The sequence below is a fragment of the Pseudodesulfovibrio alkaliphilus genome, from assembly GCF_009729555.1.
GTDB classification, from domain to species: Bacteria; Desulfobacterota; Desulfovibrionia; order Desulfovibrionales; family Desulfovibrionaceae; genus Pseudodesulfovibrio; species Pseudodesulfovibrio alkaliphilus.
In genome coordinates this window covers 91384-113787 of record NZ_WODC01000001.1, presented here as the reverse complement: position 1 = coordinate 113787, position 22404 = coordinate 91384, and the positions used below count along the sequence as shown (strand labels likewise).

23 protein-coding genes are annotated in these 22404 nt (G+C 62.3%); 6 read left to right on the top strand and 17 right to left on the bottom strand.

The features are described 5' to 3' along the window. Nucleotides 1-23 precede the first annotated feature (23 nt). The 10 genes from dxr to GKC30_RS00495 form a co-directional block, all read right to left on the bottom strand. A complete protein-coding gene (gene dxr, locus GKC30_RS00540) occupies nt 24-1241 on the bottom strand; it encodes a 1-deoxy-D-xylulose-5-phosphate reductoisomerase (protein WP_367613897.1) in 1218 nt (405 codons plus the stop codon). A 12-nt stretch (nt 1242-1253) separates the two neighbouring features. Continuing rightward, nucleotides 1254-2054 carry a phosphatidate cytidylyltransferase gene (locus tag GKC30_RS00535; RefSeq protein ID WP_155931471.1) on the bottom strand — a complete coding sequence of 267 codons (801 nt, stop codon included), beginning with the start codon at nt 2052-2054 and terminating at the stop codon, nt 1254-1256. Between the two features lie 123 nt (nt 2055-2177). Beyond that, complete coding sequence (gene uppS, locus GKC30_RS00530; protein ID WP_155931469.1) at nt 2178-2888, bottom strand: polyprenyl diphosphate synthase; 711 nt, start codon at nt 2886-2888, stop codon at nt 2178-2180. A gap of 12 nt (nt 2889-2900) precedes the next feature. Continuing rightward, entirely contained in the window at nt 2901-3455 is a 555-nt protein-coding gene (frr, locus tag GKC30_RS00525) for a ribosome recycling factor (RefSeq protein WP_155931466.1), read from the bottom strand. Nucleotide 3456: 1 nt separating this feature from the next. Further along, entirely contained in the window at nt 3457-4179 is a 723-nt protein-coding gene (gene pyrH / locus GKC30_RS00520; protein WP_155931465.1) for a UMP kinase, read from the bottom strand. A gap of 101 nt (nt 4180-4280) precedes the next feature. Beyond that, nucleotides 4281-5111, bottom strand: a complete 831-nt coding sequence (gene tsf / locus GKC30_RS00515) for a translation elongation factor Ts (RefSeq protein WP_155931464.1) — start codon at nt 5109-5111, stop codon at nt 4281-4283. Nucleotides 5112-5113: 2 nt separating this feature from the next. Then, nucleotides 5114-5941: a 30S ribosomal protein S2 gene (rpsB, locus tag GKC30_RS00510; protein WP_155931463.1), complete on the bottom strand. Its 828-nt coding sequence runs from the start codon at nt 5939-5941 to the stop codon at nt 5114-5116. A gap of 165 nt (nt 5942-6106) precedes the next feature. Continuing rightward, nucleotides 6107-7717: a glycosyltransferase family A protein gene (locus tag GKC30_RS00505; protein ID WP_155931462.1), complete on the bottom strand. Its 1611-nt coding sequence runs from the start codon at nt 7715-7717 to the stop codon at nt 6107-6109. Between the two features lie 129 nt (nt 7718-7846). After that, nucleotides 7847-8902, bottom strand: coding sequence for an N-acetyl-gamma-glutamyl-phosphate reductase (gene argC / locus GKC30_RS00500; protein ID WP_155931461.1), 1056 nt, complete (start codon nt 8900-8902; stop codon nt 7847-7849). Nucleotides 8903-8941: 39 nt separating this feature from the next. Next, nucleotides 8942-9229: a DUF1844 domain-containing protein gene (locus tag GKC30_RS00495; RefSeq protein ID WP_155931460.1), complete on the bottom strand. Its 288-nt coding sequence runs from the start codon at nt 9227-9229 to the stop codon at nt 8942-8944. A gap of 276 nt (nt 9230-9505) precedes the next feature. Between GKC30_RS00495 and GKC30_RS00490 the strand changes: the two genes are divergently transcribed. Next, nucleotides 9506-9817: a zinc-ribbon domain-containing protein gene (locus tag GKC30_RS00490; protein WP_367613896.1), complete on the top strand. Its 312-nt coding sequence runs from the start codon at nt 9506-9508 to the stop codon at nt 9815-9817. 34 nt (nt 9818-9851) lie between these two features. Here GKC30_RS00490 and GKC30_RS00485 read toward each other — a convergent pair whose 3' ends face one another. Both GKC30_RS00485 and GKC30_RS00480 read right to left on the bottom strand, forming a co-directional pair. After that, on the bottom strand, nt 9852-10358 hold the full coding sequence (locus GKC30_RS00485; protein ID WP_155931459.1) for a hypothetical protein: 507 nt from the start codon (nt 10356-10358) through the stop codon (nt 9852-9854). A 22-nt stretch (nt 10359-10380) separates the two neighbouring features. Then, on the bottom strand, nt 10381-10587 hold the full coding sequence (locus GKC30_RS00480) for a DNA-binding protein (RefSeq protein ID WP_231116982.1): 207 nt from the start codon (nt 10585-10587) through the stop codon (nt 10381-10383). A gap of 217 nt (nt 10588-10804) precedes the next feature. Here GKC30_RS00480 and GKC30_RS00475 point away from each other — a divergent pair, with 217 nt between their 5' ends. Next, entirely contained in the window at nt 10805-11542 is a 738-nt protein-coding gene (locus tag GKC30_RS00475) for an ion transporter (protein ID WP_231116981.1), read from the top strand. 17 nt (nt 11543-11559) lie between these two features. On the opposite strand, the gene GKC30_RS00470 is transcribed toward GKC30_RS00475, so the two are convergent. The 3 genes from GKC30_RS00470 to GKC30_RS00460 all read right to left on the bottom strand — a co-directional run bounded on the left by GKC30_RS00470 (nt 11560) and on the right by GKC30_RS00460 (nt 16634). Then, on the bottom strand, nt 11560-12150 hold the full coding sequence (locus GKC30_RS00470; protein ID WP_155931456.1) for a hypothetical protein: 591 nt from the start codon (nt 12148-12150) through the stop codon (nt 11560-11562). A gap of 134 nt (nt 12151-12284) precedes the next feature. Then, on the bottom strand, nt 12285-15428 hold the full coding sequence (locus tag GKC30_RS00465; RefSeq protein WP_155931455.1) for an efflux RND transporter permease subunit: 3144 nt from the start codon (nt 15426-15428) through the stop codon (nt 12285-12287). A 3-nt stretch (nt 15429-15431) separates the two neighbouring features. After that, nucleotides 15432-16634, bottom strand: coding sequence for an efflux RND transporter periplasmic adaptor subunit (locus GKC30_RS00460; RefSeq protein ID WP_231116980.1), 1203 nt, complete (start codon nt 16632-16634; stop codon nt 15432-15434). Between the two features lie 346 nt (nt 16635-16980). Between GKC30_RS00460 and GKC30_RS00455 the strand changes: the two genes are divergently transcribed. Further along, entirely contained in the window at nt 16981-17883 is a 903-nt protein-coding gene (locus GKC30_RS00455) for an HD domain-containing protein (RefSeq protein ID WP_155931454.1), read from the top strand. Nucleotides 17884-18016: 133 nt separating this feature from the next. Then, nucleotides 18017-19660, top strand: a complete 1644-nt coding sequence (locus GKC30_RS00450; RefSeq protein WP_231116979.1) for a hypothetical protein — start codon at nt 18017-18019, stop codon at nt 19658-19660. Nucleotides 19661-19723: 63 nt separating this feature from the next. On the opposite strand, the gene purU is transcribed toward GKC30_RS00450, so the two are convergent. Further along, nucleotides 19724-20602: a formyltetrahydrofolate deformylase gene (gene purU, locus GKC30_RS00445; protein WP_155931453.1), complete on the bottom strand. Its 879-nt coding sequence runs from the start codon at nt 20600-20602 to the stop codon at nt 19724-19726. 204 nt (nt 20603-20806) lie between these two features. On the opposite strand from purU, the gene GKC30_RS00440 reads away from it, so the two are divergent. Beyond that, a complete protein-coding gene (locus GKC30_RS00440) occupies nt 20807-21427 on the top strand; it encodes a D-sedoheptulose 7-phosphate isomerase (RefSeq protein ID WP_155931452.1) in 621 nt (206 codons plus the stop codon). A gap of 7 nt (nt 21428-21434) precedes the next feature. Further along, nucleotides 21435-21827: a response regulator gene (locus GKC30_RS00435; protein ID WP_155931451.1), complete on the top strand. Its 393-nt coding sequence runs from the start codon at nt 21435-21437 to the stop codon at nt 21825-21827. A gap of 34 nt (nt 21828-21861) precedes the next feature. Here GKC30_RS00435 and GKC30_RS00430 read toward each other — a convergent pair whose 3' ends face one another. Beyond that, nucleotides 21862-22320: a hypothetical protein gene (locus GKC30_RS00430; RefSeq protein ID WP_155931450.1), complete on the bottom strand. Its 459-nt coding sequence runs from the start codon at nt 22318-22320 to the stop codon at nt 21862-21864. Between the last annotated feature and the right edge of the window lie 84 nt (nt 22321-22404).

Sequence of the window (22404 nt, the reverse complement as noted above, 5' to 3'; positions counted from 1 at the left end):
GCGGCTTTTTACAGAGATAAGCATCAATCCGCGACAGGCCAGAGGGCGCGGCGGATTTCCTCCCGGACGACGCTGTCCAGGTCGAGCACCGCCTCTGGGGTGGATACGTCCATGGGCTGGTGACGGTCAAGGGCGGTCTCAATGGTGGCCGGGATGTCTGCAAAACCTATCCGCCGGTCCAGAAAGGCGGCCACGGCCATCTCGTTGGCCGCGTTGAGCACCACCGGGTGGCTCGGTCCGGCATCCAGGGCCTGGCGGGCCAGGTTCAGGCAGGGGAAAGCCCCCAGATCAGGTTCCTCAAAGGTCAGGCAGCCCACGCTGGCCAGGTCGAGCCGGGGCAGGTTCAGTCCGAGGCGATGGGGGAAACCCAGGCAATGGGCGATGGGTATCTGCATGTCGGGAATGCCAAGGTGGGCCAGCTGCGATCCGTCCACGTATTCCACCAGCGAGTGGACGATGGACTGGGGGTGGACCACCACATGGACCATGTCCACGGGCAGACCGTAGAGGTGGCATGCCTCGATGACCTCAAGCCCTTTGTTCATCAGGGTGGCCGAGTCGATGGAGATTTTCGCGCCCATGCTCCAGTTTGGGTGGGCCAGGGCCTGTTCGAGGGTGACTTCCCTGAGGGAGGCGGCGGCGCGGCCGCGAAAGGGGCCGCCCGAAGCCGTGAGGATGAGCCGGGCTATTTCGTGATCGCGGCCATGGCCCATGAGACCCTGGAAAAGGGCGTTGTGTTCGGAATCCACAGGCAGGATCACCGCGCCCGAGGCATGGCAGGCGGCGCGGATGATGTGGCCGCCGAGTACCAGGGACTCCTTGTTGGCCAGACAGATGAGTTTGCCCGCTCGGGCCGCTGCCAGGGTCGGTTCGAATCCGGCAGCGCCCACGATGCTTGAGAGGACCGTGTCCACTTCGTCAAGGGCGGCCAGGGTGGCGAAGGCTTCGGGGCCGACGAGAATCTGGGGCGAATACCCGGCGGGCAGATGCGCCACGAATTCGCGTCGTGCGGCATCGTCGAGGACGGCTGCGTAGGGCGGCCGTAACCGCGCGCACTGTTCGGCCAGCAGCGAGCCGTTTCGTCCGCCGGACAAGGCTGTGATCTTGAAGAGTTGCGGGTGGGTCTCCATCACCTTCAGGGCGTTGACGCCGATGGAGCCTGTGGACCCGAGCACGGCGACGGAGCGCGGGAAGTCGGGCAGGGTGGCGGCTTGCGGCCAGGCGGAGATGTATGTCTTCACCGTGCTACCCGGTTAGAAGAAAGTGTGGGCCATGCGGATGAGGCCGTAGGTTGGCACCACCAGGAGCAGGCTGTCCACCCTGTCGAGCAGGCCGCCGTGGCCGGGCAGGAGTGAGCCGGAGTCCTTGATGTCCAGGGAGCGCTTGAGGGCGGACTCGAAAAAATCGCCCATCTGCGCGGCAATGTTGAGGGCTGCGCCAAGCAGCAGCCATTGACAGATGTGGGCTGTGCCAAAGCTCAGGCCGAAGGCGGTAGTGGCGAGCATACAGGCCGCCATCCCCCCGAGGCTGCCGACCCAGGACTTTTTGGGGCTGACCTTGGGCCAGATTTTTTTCTTGCCCCAGAGAGTGCCGCAGTAGAAGGCCGCCGTGTCAGAGATGGCGGCGGCCCCGATGACGAGCAGGATCTCGTGGCGGGAGAAGGAGAGGAGAAAGTGGAAATTGAGGGGGATGTAAATCAGTCCGGCCAGAAAGACGAGAAAGGGCTTGAAGGAGGAGGTCGAATCGCTGCTGAAACGGAGGAGGAACAAAACCGCCGCCGTCCAGAAGGCCCCGAGGAAAACCATGGCAGGGTAGCCGGGTTCTCCGGTGGCAAAGGCGCCCAGCATCACGAAGGTGAATGCCGCCCCCAGCCCCTTGATGGTCGTTGCCCCGGGCATGGGCTGGAACATGGTGTAGAACTCCCAGAGGGTCAGGGAGCAGAACAGGGCCAGGACCACGAAAAGCACCCAACCCTGAAAAACGAGGGCAAGCGCCGGGATGGCCGTCAGGCACACCGCGGTGGCGAGCCGTTTTTTGTGCAGGGCGATGGTCATAGCTTGTCTTTGGCGCTTTTCATGTGATTTCGGATTGGTGGCGAGTGGAAACTGTGTACGCTATTTGCTGCGTGGGGGCAAGGCGCGGAGCCTGTTCCCGCCCAAGCCGCCGCTCGTTTCAGATCAGTCGAGTTGCTCGTCGGTCAGGCCGAAACGGCGCCGCCGCCCGGCTAGTTCCGCAATGGCCTTGTCCAGTTCGTCAGGGGTGAAGTCGGGCCAGTAGGTGTCTGTGAAGTAGAATTCTGCGTAGGCGCACTGATAGAGCAGGTAGTTGGACAATCGCTGCTCGCCGCTGGTGCGGATGATCAGGTCCGGGTCGGGTTGCCCGGCGGTCCACAGCTCGGCCTCGAACCTCTCCTCTGTCACGGCTTCCGGGGCCACGCCTTTGGCCAGCAGGGCTTTGGCCGCCCGGACGATCTCGTCGCGGCCCGAGTAGTTGAGGGCCAGATTGAGGGTCATTGCCTCGCAGTGGGCGGTCCGGCGCATGACGTGCTTGAGGGCTTGGCGGACGGCCAGGGGCATGTCTTCCAATTCGCCAAGCACCTTGAGACGGATGGACTGCTTGACCAAGCTCGATTCCTCGCGGGTGAGAAAGGTGGTCAGCAGATCGAAGAGGGTGCGCACCTCGTCCTTGGGGCGCGCCCAGTTCTCCTTGGAGAAGGTGTAGAGGGTCAGGTATCCGACCCCGAGCTCGCGGCAGCGGGTGACCACTGCGCGGGCCGCCTCGGTACCGGCCCTGTGGCCCTCGGTCCTGGGCAGCCCGCGCTGTTTTGCCCACCTGCCGTTGCCGTCCATGATGATGGCCACATGGGTGGGAGGTGTGATGCTTTGCAAAAGAGGTTTTTCCTAAATTTCCAGGATTTCTTTTTCCTTGGCAGCAAGGACGCTGTCGCTTTGCTTGACGAAGTCATCGGTCAGCTTCTGCACGTCGGCCTCGCCCTTTTTCAGCTCATCTTCGCTGATTTCCTTGTCTTTTTCCAGCTTCTTGAGGGTGTCGTTGAGGTCGCGGCGGACGTTGCGGATGGCGATCTTGCATTCCTCGGTGTACTTTTTGGCGACCTTGACAAGTTCCTTGCGCCGCTCCTCGGTCAGGGGCGGGATGACGATGCGGATGATCTTGCCGTCATTGACCGGGTTGAGTCCGAGGTCCGAGGTCTGGATGGCTTTTTCCACCGCTCCGAAGGCACCCTTGTCCCAGGGCTGGATGGTGATGGTCTTGGCGTCGGGCACCGAGACCGAGGAGAGCTGGTTGATGGGGGTCGGGGTACCGTAGTAATCGACCACGATAGTATCCACCAGGGCTGTGGTGGCACGTCCGGTACGCAGCTTCGCGAAATCCTTTTCCAGGGCGCCAATGGCTCCGGCCATGCGCTTTTTGCCATCGTTGAGTACGGTTTGCATGTCAGTTTCCTCCTTGGACGGTGGTACCGATGTTCTCGCCACTGGCGGCCTTGCGGATGTTGCCTTCCTCGTACAGGTTGAAGACGATGATGGGCAGATTGTTGTCCCGGGCCATGGTGATGGCTGTGGAGTCCATGACCCCCAGCCTTTTTTCCAGTGTTTCCATGTAGGTGACGGTGTCGTAGCGGACGGCGTCGGGGAACTTGAGGGGGTCCTTGTCGTACACGCCGTCCACTTTGGTGGCCTTGAAGATGGCGTCGCACTTGAGCTCCAGAGCCCGCAGGGTGGCGGCGCTGTCCGTGGTGAAGTAGGGGTTGCCGGTGCCTGCCGCGCAGATGACCACTCTCCCTTTCTCCAAGTGCCGGATGGCGCGTCGGCGGATGTAGGGCTCGGCCACCTCGGCCATGCTGAAGGCTGTCATGACACGGGTGCTGCAACCGTTCTTCTCCAGCGCATCCTGGACGGCCAAGGCGTTCATGACCGTGGCCAGCATACCCATGTAATCTGCCTGCGCCCGCTCCATGCCCTTGGCGCTGGCGGCCATTCCGCGGAATATGTTGCCGCCGCCGATGACCAGGGCCACCTGGAGTCCGGTGGTGGCCACCTGGGCGATCTCTTTTGCGAACTGGCCGATGGCTTCGGGCTCGATGCCGAAGCGCTGTTCCCCGGCCAGGGCCTCGCCGCTGAGTTTCAGCAATATCCGCGAATACCGCATCGTTTCCATTTTCACCTCTAGGTCTTTGCGTGTCAGTGATGAACTCGCCCACTGGCGATAGCATGTTTTGCGATCAAAAAAAACGGGCCGTGCGGCCCGTTTTCATTTTTTTAGTCGTCGCTGTCGGCGTCTTTTGGTGCGCCCTCGCCTAGGGCCAGTCGATGGAAGCTGGCAACCTCGGCCTTGCCGAGCAGGTCCTTGATGCTCTTCTTGTCGTCCTTGATGAAGGTCTGCTCGATGAGACAGACCTCCTTGTAGAACTTGCTCAGGCGGCCCATGACGATCTTTTCGGCGATCTCGGCGGGTTTGCCCTCGTCCATGGCCTGCTTCATGTACAGCGCCTTTTCCTTGTCCAGCGTATCCTGGGGCAGTTCCTTGGGGCTGATGCAGGCGGGATTCATGGCTGCCACGTGCATGGCAATGTCCCTGGCCAGGGCCTCGTCGTCGGAGCCTTTTAGTTCGACAAGGGTGCCAAGTTTGTTGTTGGAGTGGATGTAGACGCCAACAACGCCGTCGGTGGCCACCTTGACAAAGCGGCCCACACCCATGTTTTCTCCCAGCTTGGCGATGAGGTCGGTCACGTCGGCCACCTCGGCAGGAAGGTCGGCGGCTGCGCCGCTGGTCACGTCAAGGCCGGAGATCTTTTCGGAAAGGGCTGCGGCAAAGGACTGGAAGTCCTCGTTCTTTGCCACGAAATCGGTCTCGCACATCAGTTCTGAAAGAACCACGGTCTTTCCGTCAGCCGAGACATAGGGGGTGACGAGACCCTCGGAGGTGGCGCGTCCGGCCTTCTTGGCGGCCTTGGACAAGCCTTTCTCGCGCAGGTACATGACAGCCTTTTCCTCGTCGCCGCCGGATTCGACCAGCGCCTTCTTGCAGTCCATCATGCCTGCGCCGGTCTTTTCGCGCAGTTCCTTGACCTGGGATGCGGTGATGCCCATGCTTACTTCTCCTCGGTAGTGGCCTCGGCGGGAGCCGCGGCTTTTTCTTCGGTTGCGGTTTCAGCTTCGGGGGTCGCCGCGGCCTGCTCGGCGGGAGCGGCCTTGGGGGCGGCTTTGGCCTCGTCTGCGGTCTTGGCGTAATCTTTCTGCATGGCGGCGCCCTCGATGCAGGCGTCGGCCATGTGGGCGGCGAAGAGCTTGATGGCGCGGATGGCGTCGTCGTTGCCGGGGATGATGTAGTCCACCATGTCCGGGTCGCAGTTGGAGTCGACCACGGCCACTACCGGGATGCCGAGCTTGCGGCACTCCATGATGGCGATGTGCTCGCGCTTGGGATCAATGACAAAGGCGGCCCTGGGCGCGTCGTTCATGTCCTTGATGCCGCCCAGCGCGAGGTTGAGCTTCTTGACCTCGCGGCTCATACCCACGGCCTCTTTCTTGGTGTACCGGGAGATGGAGCCGTCCTCGAACATCTGCTCCAGGTGCTTGAGGCGGTCGATGGATTTCTTGATGGTCTGGAAGTTGGTCAGGGTGCCGCCCATCCAGCGGTGGGTGACGTAGAACATGCCGGCGCGCTGGGCTTCCTGGGTCACGGCCTCCTGGGCCTGACGCTTGGTGCCGATGAACAGGATCTTGCCGCCCCGGGCGACGGTGTCCACGATGAAGTCATGGGCCGTGGCAAACATCTTGACGGTCTGCTGCAGGTCCATGATGTGGATGCCGTTGCGAGCGCCGAAGATGTAGGGGCGCATTTTGGGGTTCCAGCGGCGGGTCTGGTGGCCGAAGTGGACGCCGGTTTCCAGCATCTGCTTCATGGTAACGTAAGCCATGGTGATCTCCTGGGTTTTTCGTCCATCCCGCAGCCTGTAAAGGAGCCCGTGACATCACGGGCCACCCGGAGTTATGGGCGGGATGTGTGAATTTGAAGTCCGGGGTACTTAGCGCATTCCCCGGTGGATGGCAAGGGGGCAGGTGTCGATTTTCGGTGTCGGCTTTCAGGTCCGGGCGGCATTGGCCATGATCGCCTTGATACGCTCCAGATGCGCCTTGAAAAAATAGTGGAATTTCATGTCATTGCCCAGGGCCTGTCCCAGTTGGGCGTCGGTCATCTGGCGTCTGAAGCCGCCGCCTGTGTTCTGGTGGTGCCGACAGCGGACCAGCCCGCAGTAACGGACTTCATGTCCTTGCAGTCTCAGGGTCAGGTCGTGGGCGGTATCGTCCACCTGGGTAGGGGAGTAGCGCAGATCGAAGTCAGGTCCGTCAGGCATGCAGGCGGTGCGCAGCAGGTGGCAGCAGCCCATGACCGTGTCGGTTTCCCGGACGAAGTCGTAGTGGCCCCGGTCCATCTGCGCCACCTGGCAGGGGTCGGTCAGTTTGATGATTTCTGGCCGGGCAAGGGCAAAGGCGCGGTACAGGTACTGGACCATCCTCGGGTCGGCCCCGAAGACCACCTTGCAGCCGACCACGGCGGTGTTCGGATGGCGCTCCATGACCGTGAGAAAATGGGCCAGCCAGTCTTCGGGCAGTTCCACATCATCGTCGATGTAGGCCACAAACTGGCTGGCGCGGGCCTCGGGCAGCGCACCCAGCCAGTTGCGGGCCGCCGGGGCGCCCACATTGACCGGCAGGGCCAGCACCGCGTAGTCGCGTTCGGGGAAATGCGTCCGGGCCGCCTCGGCCACCTGGGCGCTGTCGTCCGTGCAGCCGTTGAGCAGCACCCGTATCCTGGCCCGGCCCAGGTTGGTCTCGGCAAGGCTGGCCAGGGTCCGTTTCAGGTCCTCGGCCTTGTTCCATGAATACAGGCAGATGGTCACATCGCGTTGGGCCGGGAGGTTTGCGTCGGCCAGGGTGGGGCTGTGCAGTTCGACCAGCCGCAGCCGCGCCGGGGTCTGGGCGGGATCGATCTCAAGGGACCGGGCGTAGCAGGTGGCAGCCCGGTCCCGGTCGCCCGAGGCGGCGAAGAGTTCGGCAGCGCAGTTGAGCTCCACCTCGCAGATAGGCCCTTGGGCCACGCCGGGCCACAGGGCCAGGGCGCGGTCTGTCTCGCCCGTGGCCGCGTAGTGCAGCAACAGTCGGCGTTCCCATTGCGTACGCACGAATTTCGGTACGGTGAACCGGGCCAGCCATTGGTCGGAGGCAAGGCCCCGGCATGCGTCCAGGTAGAGGAGATGCGACGCGGCAGTCACATGGCCCGGTTTGTCCTCGAGCATGTCCAGCAGCTTGTTTCGCTTGCGCAGGAACAGTCCCTCGTCACTCATGAGCGCCCGGGGATCGGAGAGGGAAGAATCCAGGGCCAGGGAACGCAGCTTGCGGATACGTTCGCCCAGTTCGGCATTGCCAGTCAGGTTGTGGGCGATTTCCATGGTGGGCAGATGGAAGGGGCCGAAGGCCAACGCCTTGCGCAGCAGCGCGGCCACTCGGGGCCGGGTGGCCGGATGAGTCGACGCTCCGGGGGTGCCAAGGATGCGGGCGAGGAAGACTTGGCATGCCTCCATGTCCGGGAGAAAGTTGTCGCAGTAAACATCAAGAACCCCGAATACTCCGTCGAGATCAATGAGGTTGAGTTCCTCAAAGCGGTCGGTGGGGATGTAGCGGGCTTCAGGCATGGAGCGTCCGGTTAAGGGTTTACAGAAAGTATAGCGGAAAGTGGCGGGAATTGCATCAGGTTTTATGGGGGAGGGCAGGGGCCGGTCGTCATTGACGACCGGCCCCTGGGGCAAGACGGCGGAATGCGCCTAGGGCATCATGGGGGCCATGGGCAATCCCTCGTCAATGTCCAGTCCACAGACGAGGTTGGCGTTCATCAGCGCCTGCCCGGAGGCGCCCCGGCAGAGATTGTCGATGGCCGAGAGGATCACCAGTCGGTTGGTCCTTTGGTCCACCACCAGCCCGATGTCGCAGAAGACCGTGCCGCGAACGTGGCGCGTCTCGGGCAGCAGCCCTTTGGGGAGTACCCGCACCAGGGGTTTGTCCGAGTAGAATTCGGTAAAGATGTCGTGGACCTCTTCGATGGATGTCGAGCCCTTGAGCCGGGTGTAGATGGTGGAGAGGATGCCCCGGTCGATGGGCAGCAGATGGGTGTTGAAGGAAACGGTGATGCCGGTTCCGGCGATCTTGGAAATTTCCTGCTCGATTTCCGGCGTATGCCGGTGGTTGGGCAGTCCGTAGGCGCGGAAGGAGTCGGCCACCTCGCAGAACAGGGTGCCTACCTTGGCCCCGCGTCCCGCGCCGGAAGCGCCGGATTTGGCGTCGATGACGATGTCGCCGGTCTCGACAATGCCTGCCTTCAGGGCCGGGGCCAGGCCGAGGATGGCCGAGGTGGGATAGCAGCCGGGGTTGGCGATGAGCCGCGCCCCCATGATCTGGTCGAGATAGAGTTCGGGCAGCCCGTAGACGGCTTCGGGGAGCAGCCCGGCCCGGGTGTGTTCCGTGGCGTACCAGTGCTCGTACACTGACTTGTCGTTGAGGCGGAAGTCCGCGGACAGGTCCACGACCTTGACGCCCTGCTCAAGCAGGGTGGCGGCGATCTCCATGGCTGTCTTGTGGGGCACGGCCAGGAAGACCACATCGCATTCCTCGGCCAGATCGGCCGGGTCGGGTCGGGTGATGACCAGCTCGCCAAGGGGCAGCCGGTGGAGAAAGGGATAGATGTCGGCCAGCCGTTTGCCCGCCTCGGCCCTGGAGGTGACGCGCACCAGCTCCATGGAGGAGTGGTGGACCATGAGCCGGGCAAGCTCCATGCCGGTGTAGCCGGTCACGCCGACCAGCCCCGCCTTGATCATATGGGACATGACAGTCTCCGCTTCGGTTTATCGTTGGGGTGCGTGGGGCTAGCGGACCTTGTTGATATAGGCCATGCGCAGGTTGTAGACGATGTCGCACAGCAGTTTTCTTTCCGTGTCATCCAGCCCTTTTTCGAATTTTTCCTTGAGCATGCCGAGTACGTCGATGGTATGCTTGGCCATTTGCGGCTGGAGCTCGACCTTGCCGGTGCTCGGATCGGGAGCCTCGCCCAAGGCGACCATGGCCGAGGATGACAGGGAATAGATGAAGGTGGTGAAGTTGATGTCCAGCGGAATCCCCTTCATGGGGTTTTCCTTGCAGGTGGTGTCAGCCATCTTCGCCTCCGCCGGGCCGTCCGGGGTGTTTCGGCCGCGCCGCTTTGGACCGGCCTGGTGAATGTTTTGCGGCCGGGAATCCTGGCCGCCCCCAAAGGTGTTAATTGCTGCGGGCTTCGGAGTCAACAGGGGCGTCCCGGGCAGACGGGGCAGACCGCCAGATTTCCTGTCGGCTTCTTGAGGGTGATGGCTTTGCCCCATGCTGAGATTGTGAGGGGAGGGGCGCCCTGGCCGTTCAGAGCTTGACCACAAAGGGCGAAAAGGCGATAACACGCCGTGATCATTTGCACAGGCTGTGGAACAAAGAACGACGACGAGGCGCGATTCTGCGAGGAATGCGGCAGGAAGCTTCAGTCGTCGCGGCGTACGGCCCCAACGGGGGCCTCTCCGGGGGCACCCCTTTCACGTTTTCGCCATCAGGGTATCGCTCCGGGGACGCGCACTTCGCTTTGGCGCATGGCGGAGGCCTGGGCCTATGTGCTCATGCTTGCTGTCGTGGGGGCCGTCTGTGTTGTCCGCGAAGTATGGTGGCCTCTGTATCCCGCGGTGGCCTTGCTCGGGCTGATCGCCTGGCTGCGCCGTATTTGAGGAGCCCCTTTTCTCTCTGCCTTTCAAGCAGCCCTTATTCAGGCTGCTGGCCGTTGTCGGTGGCGTTGACGCCCTGCAGGGCCCGGCGCAGGTCCTCTTCAAGCAGCTCGGGGATGGGGCGGTTCCAGAACCTCTCCTCCTGCCGATCCTCTTCGGTCTTTTCGGCGCAGCAGACGATGGGGCCGGTGACCGGGCAGCCGGGGGTCCTGTAATCCACCACAGCGCACTTGGAGGAGGTGTCGAAGTGATAGGGGATGGTCCTGGTCACGGTCTTGAACTCCCTGCCCTGAATCCGAATGACATCGCGGTCCACGCCGACGAAGAAGTGGGTTTCGCGGTTGGCGTAGAAGGCCGAGAAGAGGTAGAGGCCATCGCGCATTCTGGAAACGTAGTTGATCTCGTCGGCGGGCTTGCACAGCAGACGGGCGAGCATCTGCCTGCCAAGGCATATCTCCATGTCCCGGAATTCGTCGGCCCTGGCCGTTGCGGCCATGCAGGCCACTACGGCGAGGCTGAGTATGAGGCGTGTGATGGGGCGCATTCCCTGTCCTGTCCTGTTCGGGCTATCGGATGTCGAGAAAAAGCTGGAAACCGTCCGGGTCCGAGGTTTCGCACCGTTCCTTGCAGCCGCAGCACTGGTAGTGGCCGTCCTTGAGGAACCATACCGCCTTCCACGAGTGCTCGCAGTTGAAGTATTCGTACACCGAGGCGTCCACCGCGCCGCGATAGCGGGTGTAGCCTTCCTTGCGAATCCTGTCCGTAAACCTCATCGTCACAATCATCCGTTTGATATAGGGGTCGTTTCAGCCGGGTGTACACCCGATGCCGGTATTTTGCAAAGCCGTATGCGCCGGACTCGTTGACAGGCGGCGTCCGAAGGCGTCTATAGTCAGTTTCATCCATTGGGAGGACGCCGTGGGCGAATCGCTGAAAGAGACACTTTATTTACTGCTTGAAGACCCGGAGGGGCGCAATCCTCGAGCCGGAATGGTCAGAATCTTTCTCATGGCCCTCATTCTCCTCAACATAGCGGCCTTGATTCTTGAGACCGTACGTGAAGTTTCCCTTGTGTTCGAATTCTGGCTCAAGGCGTTTGAGTGGCTTTCCGTCGGCATCTTCACCGTGGAGTATCTGGCCCGGCTTTGGGTGGGTGGTCCTGGCCGCGCCCAGGGGTTGGCCGGACGCTTCAGATATGCCCTCACCCCGCTGATGCTGGTTGATCTCCTGGCCATCCTTCCCGTCTATCTTCCGCTCCTGCTGCCCACTGATCTCATCTTTCTGCGCGCCCTGCGGCTCATGCGCCTGATGCGCGTACTCAAGCTCGGCCGATATTCCGAGGCCATCCAGATATTCTGCCGGGTGGTGGTGCAAAAGAAGGAACAACTTGTGGTGGCCTGCATTGCGGTGCTCATCCTGCTCATGATTGCGTCAAGCCTGATGTTCTACCTCGAAAGCGAAGCGCAGCCCGAAGCCTTCAGTTCCATCCCCCAGTCCATGTGGTGGGCCATCGTGACCATGACCACCGTGGGCTACGGCGACGTGTACCCCGTCACGGGCATGGGACGGTTGCTGGCCTCGGTCATTGCCCTGCTCGGCATCGCCATGTTTGCCGTGCCAGCGGGCATCTTGAGCGCGGGGTTCGTGGAACACGGAGACGCAGGAAAGACAGGCGACACCGTCTGCCCCCATTGCGGCAAGCCGCTCGGGCCAGGGCGCACGGATTGAAGATCGCGGTTCACGGCTCAGTATTGCTTGGGAAAACTTCCGCCCATGAGGTAGTCCATGGCCTCGCGGTCGATGGTGCCTGAGGCCACGAGGAACTCCTCGCCCACCACGGCGGGATGGTAGGCGAGTCCGTGAGGCAATGCGTCGGCCGGGGCGCACACGACCCGTTCCGACGGGATCACGGGGTTGATCTCGGCAAGCCCCTCGCGGTGCAGGGACGAGAGGATGGCATGGTCGAGGATCACGCCGCCGGGCAGGGTGGTCCACAGGTGATAGGAGCCGAGGTTCTCCTCGCCGCTTTGCTCGGCCAGCATGGATTTGAAGCGGGCCGGGGGCGCGTCCATCAGCGCCCTGCCTTCCACCGAGACCGAACCCATGGTGATGACGCAGCCGGTCATGTTGTATTTTTTGACCAGCATGTGAAACATGCCGAAGTTCACGGTCATGGCCTTTCCCGCCCGCTCGCCGAACGGAATGTGGCTTGACGCCTCAAGCTCGTTGAGGATGGCCCGGTCCAGGGGGCTGTCCGCATCCCCCAGAGCGAATTCGCCCAGTCCCCATCTGGCAGTGCGGCTTGCCGCAGCCCGGAATTCCTCGACATATGACATGGCGTTGCCTCCAACATGATGTCGGGGCTGGGTAGCACGTCGATTGCTCGACCGCAACAGCGGCAAGGGCGGCTCGGCCCCCTTGGGGCATTGTCGTCAGACGGACCGCCGCATGGGCGGCCTGTCGACACTGTCTATTGATTGGTGCCCAGTCCCCGCTTCAGCGCCTGCCGCGTTTTCAAGGCCATTTCCTGCACAAAGGCGTACAGGGCGGGCACCACGAGCACGCCGAGGCAGGTGGCTGCGATCATGCCGCCAAAGACCGAGGTGCCGAGGGCGTGGCGGCTCGACGAGCCCGCGCCCGAGGCCGTGACCAGCGGAATGACGCCCAGGATAAAGGCAAAGGAGGTCATGAGGATGGGCCTGAACCGCAATTTTGCCGCTGCCATGGCTGCCTCAGGCAGAGACAGTCCCTGCTCGTGTTTCTCCTTGGCGAATTCGACGATGAGGATGGCGTTTTTAGCTGCCAGGCCGATGAGCATGACCAGGCCGATCTGGGCATAGACGTTGTCGTCAAGTCCTCGAATCCACTGAGAGGCCATGGCTCCGAATATGCCCAGGGGCACGCACAGGATGACGGCAAAGGGCGTAGCCCAGCTCTCGTACTGGGCGGCCAGGACCAGGAAGACCATGACGATGGCCAGGGCAAAGACCAGGCCGGTCTGACCGCCGGAATGTTTCTCCTGATAGGCGATGGCCGTCCAGTCATGGCCGTAGCCCTCGGGCAGGGTGGCTGCCGCCACTTCCTCCATGGCCCGGATGGTCTGGCCCGAGCTGTAGCCCGGCGGGGTGGCCGCGTTGATCTCCACGGTGCGGAAGATGTTGTAGCGCTGGATGTATTCCGGTCCGGTTATCCTCTCTGCCGTGCCCAGGGTGCTGAGCGGGACCATCTGGCCGTCGGAAGAGCGCATGTAGAAGCGGTTCAGGTCGTCAAGCCGGGTGCGGTACTGGGGTTCGGCCTGGGCCATGACCCGGTATGTGCGGCCGTACTTGTTGAAGTCGTTGATGTAATAGCCGCCGAGGTTGGTCTGCATGGTCTGGAAGACCTCTTTGAGGGGCACACCGAGCTTCTTGACCTTGTCGCGGTCGATGTCGACCATGTACTGCGGCACCTGGGCGCTGAAGGAGGTGAAGAGGTTGGCCACCTCGGGACGTTTCGCCGCTTCGCGCATGTAGGTCTCGGCCACGGCCGAAAGGTCATCGATGGAGCCGCCCGTGCGGTCCTGCAATTCGAATTGGAGCCCGCCAGTGGAACTGAGTCCCGGTATGGGCGGCGGCTGAAAGCCCATGACAATGGCCTCCTGGATACCCCTGAACATCTGTTGCGCACGGCCCAGGACGGCCGCGAAGGAGAGGTCCGTCGTGGTCCTCTCCGACCAGTCGTCGAGCATGACGAACACGGTCGTGCAATAGGACGAGTACGCGCCGGTAAGCATGTTGAATCCGCCAAGGGTCACATAGTCACTGATGCCCGGAGCCCTTTCGAGGTATTGCTCGATCTTGTCGGCCACCGCATTGGAGCGTTCCAGCGACGCCCCTTCGGGGAGCATGGCGTTGACGATGAAGTAGCCCTGGTCCTCGTCGGGCACGAAGCTCGATGGCAGGATGGAGAAGAGCCCGCCGCAGCCGATGCCGAAGACCGCCACTGTCAGGATGCCCAGGGCCGAGCGCCTGACTATGGCTCCGACCGCCGCGTTGTAGCGGCGGCTCACGGCGTCGAAGACGGCGTTGAACCGGCCGAAGAACCAGCCCAGCGGACCCCGGATAGGGGTGTATGGCCGCAGCAGCAGGGCGCTCAGGGCGGGAGAGAGGGTCAAGGCGTTGATGGACGAGATGATCACCGACACCGACAGGGTCAAGGCGAACTGCTTGTAGAGCTGGCCCGTGATGCCGCCCATGAAGGCCACGGGAACGAAGACCGCCACAAGCACCAGGGTGGAGGCGATGATGGGGCCTGTGACCTCGGTCATGGCCTTCTTGGTGGCCTCCTTGGGCGAGAGTCCTTCCTCGTCGATGATCCGCTGCGTGGCCTCGACCACCACGATGGCGTCGTCCACCACGATGCCGATGGCCAGGACCAGACCGAAGAGGGTCAGGGTGTTGATGGAGAAGTCGAGCAGCGGAAACAGGGCAAAGGTGCCGATGAGCGAGACGGGCACGCAGACCATCGGGATGATTGTGGTGCGCCAGTTCTGCAGGAAGATGAAGACCACCAGGAAGACCAGCAGCAGGGCCTCGAACAGGGTATCCATGACCTCGTCTATGGACGAATTGACGAACCGGGTGATGTCGTAGGGGATGGAGTATTCGATTCCCTGGGGAAAATAGGCTTCGAGTTCGGCCATGGTCTTCTTGATATTCTTGGACACGTCCAGGGCGTTGGAGCCGGGTAGTTGGTAGATCAGCAGCGAGGCCGTGGACTTGCCGTTGAGCCTGGAGAATGTGTAGTAGCTCTTGGCTCCCAGTTCCACACGGGCCACGTCGCGCACTTTGACCGTGCTGCCGTCCTCGTTGGCCTTGAGAATGATGTTGCCGAACTCCTCGGCGTCCGTCAGCCGTCCCTTGACCCGCAGGGTCATCTGGAACTGTTGGCCCTTGGGCGCGGGCGGCATCCCCAGCTGGCCGGCCGGGGCCTGGACGTTCTGTTCGTTCACCGCGTTGATCACGTCGGTGACCGTAAGGCCGTAGGAGGCCAGCTTGTCCGGCTCAAGCCAGAGGCGCATGCCGTAATCCTGGTCGCCAAACAGGTTGACATCGCCCACGCCGTCGATGCGCTTGATGGCGTCATACAGGTTGATCTTGGCGTAGTTGTTCAGAAAGAGCGAATCGAATTGGGGCTGGTCCGAGGTCAGGCTGATGATCAGCACGAATTCGGGCGACTGCTTTTTGACCTGGACGCCAGTGTTGCGGACCTCCTGGGGCAGCTGTTGCAGGGCAAGGTTGACCCGGTTTTGCACGTCCACGGTGGCTAGCTCCAGGTCGCGTCCCAGGTCGAAGGTCACGGTGAGGTTCATGGAGCCGTCGTTGGACGAGATGGAGTTCATATACATCATGTCCTGGGCGCCGTTGACCTGCTCTTCGATGGGCGTGGCCACCGACTGCTCCACGGTTTGGGCGTCCGCTCCGGTGTAGCTGGCCGTGACCCGGACCGAAGGCGGCGAGATCTGTGGATACTGGGCAACGGGCAGGGCGAGGATGCTCAGGCCGCCAACCATCAGGATGATGATGGCCACCACAGAGGCGAAGATGGGCCGGTCGATGAAGAATCTGACGAACATAGGCTATCCGGCCTGAGGGGGTGTCGTGGCGTTTTGATCGGCTTTGGGCGTGGCTGGGCCGTTGCCCGCATCCATGGGTTCCAGCACAGGCTTGACGGTCATGCCCGCCCTGACCCGGCGGATGCCGTCCACGATGACCAGGTCGCCCGGCGAAAGCCCTTCCCTGACAATCACCATCTCCTTGAATTCGAAGCCGAGGGTCACAGGCTGGCTGTGCACCGTGCCTGCCTGGTCCACCACCAGGAGCGACTTCATGCCCTGGGTGTCCATCACCCCACGTGTCGGAACCACCACCGCGTCCTTGACCGTGTCGAACAGCACCCGAACCTTGGCATACTGTCCGGGTCGCAGGATATGCGCCGGGTTGGGGAAGGTGACGCGCACACCCAAGGTCCCTGTGCGCGAGTCCACGGCCCGGTCCACCATGTCGTAGGCACCGTCGTGGTCGTACTCGCTGCCGTCGGCCAGGATCATCCTGATCTGGGAATCGCGGCTGTCCTTGGCGGACTGGTTGCGCACGGCGCGGATGTAGTCGCTTTCGCTGACGCTGAAGTTGACGTAGACCGGGTCCACGGTGGACACCGTGGCCAGCAGGGTGTTCTCCCCCTGGCCCACAAGGTTGCCCACATCCACCTGCACCCGGCCGATGACCCCGTCTATGGGCGAGTATATTCTGGTGTAGCCCAGCTCTATCCTGGCATTCTCCACCCTGGCCTTGTTGTCGTTGACCTGGGCCTTGAGCGTTGCCAATTGGGTCTGGTAGCTCTCATACTCGTCGCGGCTGACCACACCCTCCTCATAGAGCTTTTTGAAGCGTTCGTAGTCCCTGCGGGCTTTTTCGATCAAGGCCATGTTGTAGTCCAGGCCCGACTGCTCCTGCTTGAGCGTTTCCTGAAACGGCTTGGGATCAATGACGAATAGGAGATCTCCCTTGGAGATTGACGCGCCTTCCCTGAAGTTCTTCTCCAGCAGAAAGCCGGCCACGCGGGCACGGATGTCCACGGTCTCCGCAGCGTTGATCTGGCCGATGAACTCGACCCAAAAGGGCATGTCGCGGGTTTCGGCCCTGATCACCTTCATGGGCACGGCTTCCGTTTGGGCGGTGTTGCCGTGCTCGGTCGCGTTTTCGCTGCCGCATCCTCCAAGAAGCAGGATTGCCATCAGGAAAGAAAACCCCAGCCGCTGGATACGTACTTTGGATGCCATCGCGCCTTCTTTCGGTTTTGTGGCTTTTTTGGACGGTGCCGCACAACCCCTCGAATTGCATGGGGAATGCTCCCCTTGTGCCCGCCCTGTTGGCGAGAAATATCAACTCTTTATTTTCATAGAAAAAAATTGTCAAGGAGGCAAGGCCGGGCGTGAAGTTTGTCAGCTTTCTGACCACGCTGGGCAAAGGCATTTCAAGTTGCGCCGGATGGATTATCGATTTGTCCCCAAGACGCTGATTGGGAATTCCATGCGCCTATCCTGTCGGGAGCGGCCAGACAGTTGACGCGGGCTGTTTTCTGTGAAAACAGCATCGGAAACTCTCTTGCAAGGTGTTGTTTCGAGAATGACCCGCAGTGTACGCCTGATCATCAGAAATCCGTCCGAAGCGGACCGCGAGGTCCGTGACATCGTCGCCTCCATGCTTCCCGGATTCGAGCCGGGCCGTTATGGTCGCGCCTTTGCCGACGTTGAGCGGCTCTTTCACGGCTCCATGGAGGGCTACCATCATTGTGACACGGGCTATCACGACTTTGCGCACACCCTCGGTGTGTTGCTTGCCACGGCCCGTCTGCTCCACGGCGTTCACCTCGTCCGTCACGGCATGTCGCCGCGCACGGTCGAGCTGGCCCTTATCGCGGCTTTGTTCCACGACACGGGCTACATCCGTCGCGAAGAAGAGCGCATCGGCACCGGGGCGCGGTTCGCCGTCGGGCATGTGGAGCGGTCCATTGACCTGCTTGAATCCTATGCAGACGCCAGAAACTGGCCGGTGGCCGACATGCTGGACATGGAGAGCATGATCCGCTGCACCGAACTCGCTGCCTCGCCCCTTGCCGTGGTCCATGCCAACATCGAGGTGATGCTGGCCGCGCACGTTCTGGCTACCGCCGACATCATCGCCCAGATGGCGGACGACATCTATTTGGAAAAACTGGATCTCCTTTTTGATGAGTTTGTAGAGGCGGGGATCACCGAATTTGGTTCGCGTTTTGAGCTGGCTGCCTCCACCAGGGGGTTTCACGCCTTTATGCGTGCCAGGATGGAAAACTGTCTATCCAACGCCATCGGCTGCATGTCCGCCCACTTCAAGGCGCGGTTCGGCGTGGAGCGAGATCCCTATACCGAGGCCGCCCGGCGCAACATGCTCTACCTGGGCCTTATCCTGGACGAGCACGGCCGGGAGTATCGCAAGGGATTGCGCCGCAGTCTTTCCCGCCGCCAGGAGCCGGTCCGCGTCGCCGCCTGAGGGGACAGGCCGTCCCTCCCGTTGTGCTCCCTTCAATGGTGGGCTGTCGGGGCATTTATGTTTTGCAAAAAAATCTTATATGGCGTAGGTTTCTGAGGATACCCATCCCGAAGACCCGTGACATGGGGTAAGCATGAGCGCATCCTCTTCCGAGTCCGGCTCCCCCCAGTTGGACAAGAATCAGCGGCTGGCCGCCTATCAGCAAAAGCTGCGTATCCTCAAGGAGCGCTCCGCCCTGCGCGAGGTCATGGAGCGCGATCTGCTGCTGGAATTCATCAGGGTCAACCACGGCAACATCAGCGAATACCCTCTGCTCAAAGCCCAGCAGGCGAGTGTCATCGAATTGCTGTGCGCCCGGGCCGGGCACCCCGGTTACGAATACATCCACAAGCAGATCGCGGGCTTCATCGTCCAGCTGGGGCATTACGAAAAAGCCGTCAGGGCGGGCGATACGGGCAGGGCGGACGAGCTGCGCACCGGGCTGGTCAATACGGAGTCCATGCTCATCAAGTGCGTGCAGGGCATTGTCTACGCCATGGCCCTGATCACCGACAATTTCGAGGAGATCGTCCTGCGCTATTTCGGCAAGGACGCCTTGCGCGAATATAGCGCCCTCATTGAGCAGCACGAGCTGGACGAGCGGTTCTGGAGGGCCTTTGTCCAGCAGTTCATCGCCAAACGCGTGGCGGACGCCCATGGGGCCATCCTTGCGGGTGAACGATTCACCGTGACCAAGGAGAAGAGCTTTCTGGTCATCCGTTTTCTCTTTGACGATATCCTGGCCGGGCTCAATCCCACCAATCAGGTCATTGAGAAGACGCGCATCCAGAAAAGCTTCATCGCCAGCCGTACCGAGTTCGAAGGGCGCAGGCGGGTCAAGCTCCTTCAGTCGGTGCTTTCCCGCGGGGTGTCCGAGCTGTCCCAGGCTGCGGATATCGGCGATGGCGAGATCCTCCAGGCAGCCCGCGTCACCTGCATCGACCCGGTCAGCGAGATTTTCGAGAAGCTGTACGAGAAGCGTGCCCTGGCCCGCGCCTCGGGCGAAGGATCGATCGGGGAGGATGAGCGCAGGCAGGAGCAGACGGAGTTCAGGTTTCTGTTGGATCAGGTAGTGGCCGTGGGGCTTGGCGCGGCCATTGCCATCGGCCGTACCAGCGACCATTTCTATCATGCCCTTGCGGAGTTCGTCCCCGACCAGATAGAGGCCATCCGTCCTCTGGCTAAGGACTTCAGCATCCCCACGTTGGAAAAACTCCTGTTTTTTCTGCTAGAGAACCACACCGTTCACATTCTCGCCGAGACCGGCCGCGAGGAGGGGGGCAAGATTCAGGTGCGCAGCGGTCGGGCGCGGCGCGTTTCCGTTGCGGCCGTGGACGGTCTGCCCGGCATGTCCAAGATCCGCAAGGCGCAGCTCTTCGCCAATGACGCGACCCGTCAGGGTACGCTTTTGTTCAAGCTCAAGACCGGCAAGCAACTGGTCGCAGCCATGGACATGCTCAACCTGGAGTCCGAACTCAAGGAATCCATCGCCTCCCTATGGGGCAAGGCCCTCTTTCGTGTGGACATCATGGTGCTGATCAATCTGGAGCAGGTGGCCAGGACGACCACCAACCTCAAGGCCAAGCTGGCGGGCATTTTGCAGAAATATGGCGTGGCGAAACGGCCGCAGGAGCCGGGGGGCGACGGCGCGGCCGACCCGGTGCAGCCTTTGCCGGATGCTCCTGCGCAGGACGAGGGTCGGAGTGTGGACGGGACAGAAAGCGCTTCAGAAACGTGACCGGCCGGATTGCGGGCGACCTTTCGGGGTGCTGCTCGGATCTGATTTGCGTCAGCCCTTGATCTACCTGCGAAAGACGATGGTTTTGTTGCCGTCCACGATGACGCGGTCCTCCAGGTGCCACTGCACGGCCCTGGCCAGGACATGGCGCTCGATGTCCGCACCCAGCCGCTTGAGGTCGTCTATGTCGTGACTGTGGGTGACGCGGATGACATCCTGCTCGATGATCGGGCCTTCGTCCAGCTCCTCGGTGACGTAGTGGGCGGTGGCCCCAATGAGCTTGACCCCGCGCTGGTGCGCCCTGCGGTATGGGTCGGCGCCGACAAAGGCGGGCAGGAACGAGTGGTGGATGTTGATGATCCGCCGGTCGAACCGGGCCACGAAGTCTGGCGTCAGAACCTGCATGTAGCGGGCGAGCACCACGAGATCGGCCTGTCCCTCCATCAGAGACATCATGGTGTCCTCGGCGTGGACCTTGTCGCGAAGGGTCGGTCCTACCGGAACGTGGTGAAAGGGGACGCCGAAGTGCTCCACCGACAGACGCAGATCCGGGTGGTTGCTGATGACCATGGTTACGTCGGCCCGCATGTCGCCCCGTTTCCATCGCCACAGGAGTTCCATCAGGGCGTGGTCCACCCGCGAACAGAGGATGACCGTCTTTTTGGGCATCCAGACCGGGCTGAGGCTCCAGTCCATGACAAATCCGTTGGTCACCTCGGCGAATTCCTCGCGCAGCCGGGTGAGACCGTCCAGGTCCAGGCCGGGCAGGAAGAACTCGTTGCGCATGAAGAAGCGGCCGCCCTCCGGATCGGTGGAGTGCTGGTCCGAGTGGATGATATTGGCGTTTTTCCTGTGCAAAAAACCGCTGACCGCAGCCACGATGCCGGGTTGGTCCGGGCAGGTGATGAGGAGGCGGACGGTGCTTTCCTTGGATTCTGTCATGGCCTTTCGTCGCTTTTGTTCCCTTGGGTTACGGCCGTGTGATCCGGCCGGGTTGATCGAGGGCTGTACCTTAAAATCCGTTCGAAAAAAAGCCTTTTGCTCCCCCCTGCCTCGGGCGGGCACTGCCAGGGGCGATTGCGTGTCGGCATGATTTGCATTAGGGTATGCCCTCGCTCACATGGGAGAACCACAAGGATACCACATATGTCAGAAACCGCTCTCAGGAAGGTGATGGATCACGCAGCGGCCGGGCTTGAGGCGCGTAAGGCCTTTTTTGACGCCCAGGCGGAACTGGTGGTCGGCATCGCCCGGGCCATGGCCGTGTGTCTGGCCAACGGCGGCAAGGTCATGTTCTGCGGCAACGGCGGCAGCGCGGCCGACAGCCAGCACCTGGCCGCCGAATTCACCAACCGTTTCAGGCTGGAGCGGCCGCCCCTGCCCGGTCTGGCCCTGACCACAGACACCTCGGCCCTGACCGCCATTGCCAACGATTACAGCTTTGACGAGGTCTTTTCCAAGCAGGTCCAGGCCTTGGGCCGTCCCGGCGACATCCTGGTAGGCATCTCCACCTCGGGCACCAGCGCCAACGTCATCCGCGCCATGCGCGAGGCCCGGCGCAACGGCATCGCCACCGTGGCCCTCTCGGGTCAGAGCGGCGGGGAGATGACCGCCGTGTCGGATTATCTCGTCACCGTTCCATCAGGGGATACCGCCGTTGTTCAGGAGATCCACATCGCCGCCGGGCACATGCTCTGCCATCTTGTGGACCACTTCCTGTTCGAGGCCGTGGCCGAACTGACTCCCTTCCTGGCGCGGGAACCCTGACCAGCCCATGCGTGCGCTCATCGTCGAGGACACCCTCATCAACCGGGAATTCCTCAAGCTCATTCTCTCGGCCTTTGGCGAGTGCCATGAGGCGGACTGCGGCGAGCAGGCCCTTGACCTCTTTGCCGGAGCGCTGGACGCCACGCCCTTTGACATCGTTTTCATGGACGTGATGCTGCCCGGCATGGACGGCCTGGAGACCCTGGAGCGCATGCGCCGGTTGGAGCAGGGCAGGGGTGTGCCCGCGGCGCGGCGGGTCAAGGTGATCGTCACCTCTGCCCTGGACGAAGGAGAGGGGGCCTTGGGGGCGGAGGCTCGAGGCGCCACGGGCTGCATCGCCAAGCCCGTGTGTCAGGCAGTGGTTGAGCGGGAACTGCGCCGCCTCGGGCTCATCGACTGAGCCTTCGGGCCAGGGAACCGAAGAGGGGAGCGGCTTAGAATTTTTCCCGGCGGATGCGGACGGACAGCCCCTTGCCGCGCAGATGGCTGGCCAGCCGTTCGGCACGTTTGAGGCTGGGCACGGTGCTGATTACCAGTTGGGCCATGCCGGTTTCGTCCCAAACCCAGATGTTTTCCGCCAGGACCAGCCCGCTGGCGCGGACCTGATCAAGCAGGCGGTCGCGAGCCGCGTCGCGGGCAGCAAGGGAGCGTTCGTTCAGGGGCTCGCCGCAAACAAGCACCCACCAGCCAAGCGGGCGCACCTCAAGCGCTTCGCTGTTGTCCGCCCCCGCTGCCGCGCCAGCTACGGGGGCCGGGCTGCCGGCCATCTCCCGGCGCACCGAGGCCGTCATGCGCAGAATGGTCCCCTCGATAAGGGCAATGGCGTCTGCGGCCGGGACAGGGGAAGGAGCCGACCTTGCCGTCGCCCGAAATTTCTCGCTCTTTTGTGCCATCGCTCCACTGTAGACCGGCCCGGATGTGGATGGCAAGGGGGAGAAGCCGCCGATTCGGCTTTTTCGCTTCTTGCGTGGGGGTGC

Bases quoted from the DNA above. Each gene is read 5' to 3' on its own strand.
- GKC30_RS00480 (WP_231116982.1), bottom strand. From the start codon at position 10,587: ATGAGGTTTACGGACAGGATTCGCAAGGAAGGCTACACCCGCTATCGC.
- GKC30_RS00440 (WP_155931452.1), top strand. From the start codon at position 20,807: ATGTCAGAAACCGCTCTCAGGAAGGTGATGGATCACGCAGCGGCCGGG.
- GKC30_RS00460 (WP_231116980.1), bottom strand. From the start codon at position 16,634: ATGGCATCCAAAGTACGTATCCAGCGGCTGGGGTTTTCTTTCCTGATG.
- rpsB (WP_155931463.1), bottom strand. From the start codon at position 5,941: ATGGCTTACGTTACCATGAAGCAGATGCTGGAAACCGGCGTCCACTTC.
- GKC30_RS00505 (WP_155931462.1), bottom strand. From the start codon at position 7,717: ATGCCTGAAGCCCGCTACATCCCCACCGACCGCTTTGAGGAACTCAAC.
- GKC30_RS00450 (WP_231116979.1), top strand. From the start codon at position 18,017: ATGAGCGCATCCTCTTCCGAGTCCGGCTCCCCCCAGTTGGACAAGAAT.
- GKC30_RS00495 (WP_155931460.1), bottom strand. From the start codon at position 9,229: ATGGCTGACACCACCTGCAAGGAAAACCCCATGAAGGGGATTCCGCTG.
- GKC30_RS00430 (WP_155931450.1), bottom strand. From the start codon at position 22,320: ATGGCACAAAAGAGCGAGAAATTTCGGGCGACGGCAAGGTCGGCTCCT.
- argC (WP_155931461.1), bottom strand. From the start codon at position 8,902: ATGTCCCATATGATCAAGGCGGGGCTGGTCGGCGTGACCGGCTACACC.
- purU (WP_155931453.1), bottom strand. From the start codon at position 20,602: ATGACAGAATCCAAGGAAAGCACCGTCCGCCTCCTCATCACCTGCCCG.
- pyrH (WP_155931465.1), bottom strand. From the start codon at position 4,179: ATGGAAACGATGCGGTATTCGCGGATATTGCTGAAACTCAGCGGCGAG.
- GKC30_RS00535 (WP_155931471.1), bottom strand. From the start codon at position 2,054: ATGACCATCGCCCTGCACAAAAAACGGCTCGCCACCGCGGTGTGCCTG.
- GKC30_RS00455 (WP_155931454.1), top strand. From the start codon at position 16,981: ATGACCCGCAGTGTACGCCTGATCATCAGAAATCCGTCCGAAGCGGAC.
- GKC30_RS00485 (WP_155931459.1), bottom strand. From the start codon at position 10,358: ATGCGCCCCATCACACGCCTCATACTCAGCCTCGCCGTAGTGGCCTGC.
- tsf (WP_155931464.1), bottom strand. From the start codon at position 5,111: ATGGGCATCACCGCATCCCAGGTCAAGGAACTGCGCGAAAAGACCGGC.
- GKC30_RS00470 (WP_155931456.1), bottom strand. From the start codon at position 12,150: ATGTCATATGTCGAGGAATTCCGGGCTGCGGCAAGCCGCACTGCCAGA.
- GKC30_RS00435 (WP_155931451.1), top strand. From the start codon at position 21,435: ATGCGTGCGCTCATCGTCGAGGACACCCTCATCAACCGGGAATTCCTC.
- frr (WP_155931466.1), bottom strand. From the start codon at position 3,455: ATGCAAACCGTACTCAACGATGGCAAAAAGCGCATGGCCGGAGCCATT.
- GKC30_RS00465 (WP_155931455.1), bottom strand. From the start codon at position 15,428: ATGTTCGTCAGATTCTTCATCGACCGGCCCATCTTCGCCTCTGTGGTG.
- GKC30_RS00475 (WP_231116981.1), top strand. From the start codon at position 10,805: ATGGTCAGAATCTTTCTCATGGCCCTCATTCTCCTCAACATAGCGGCC.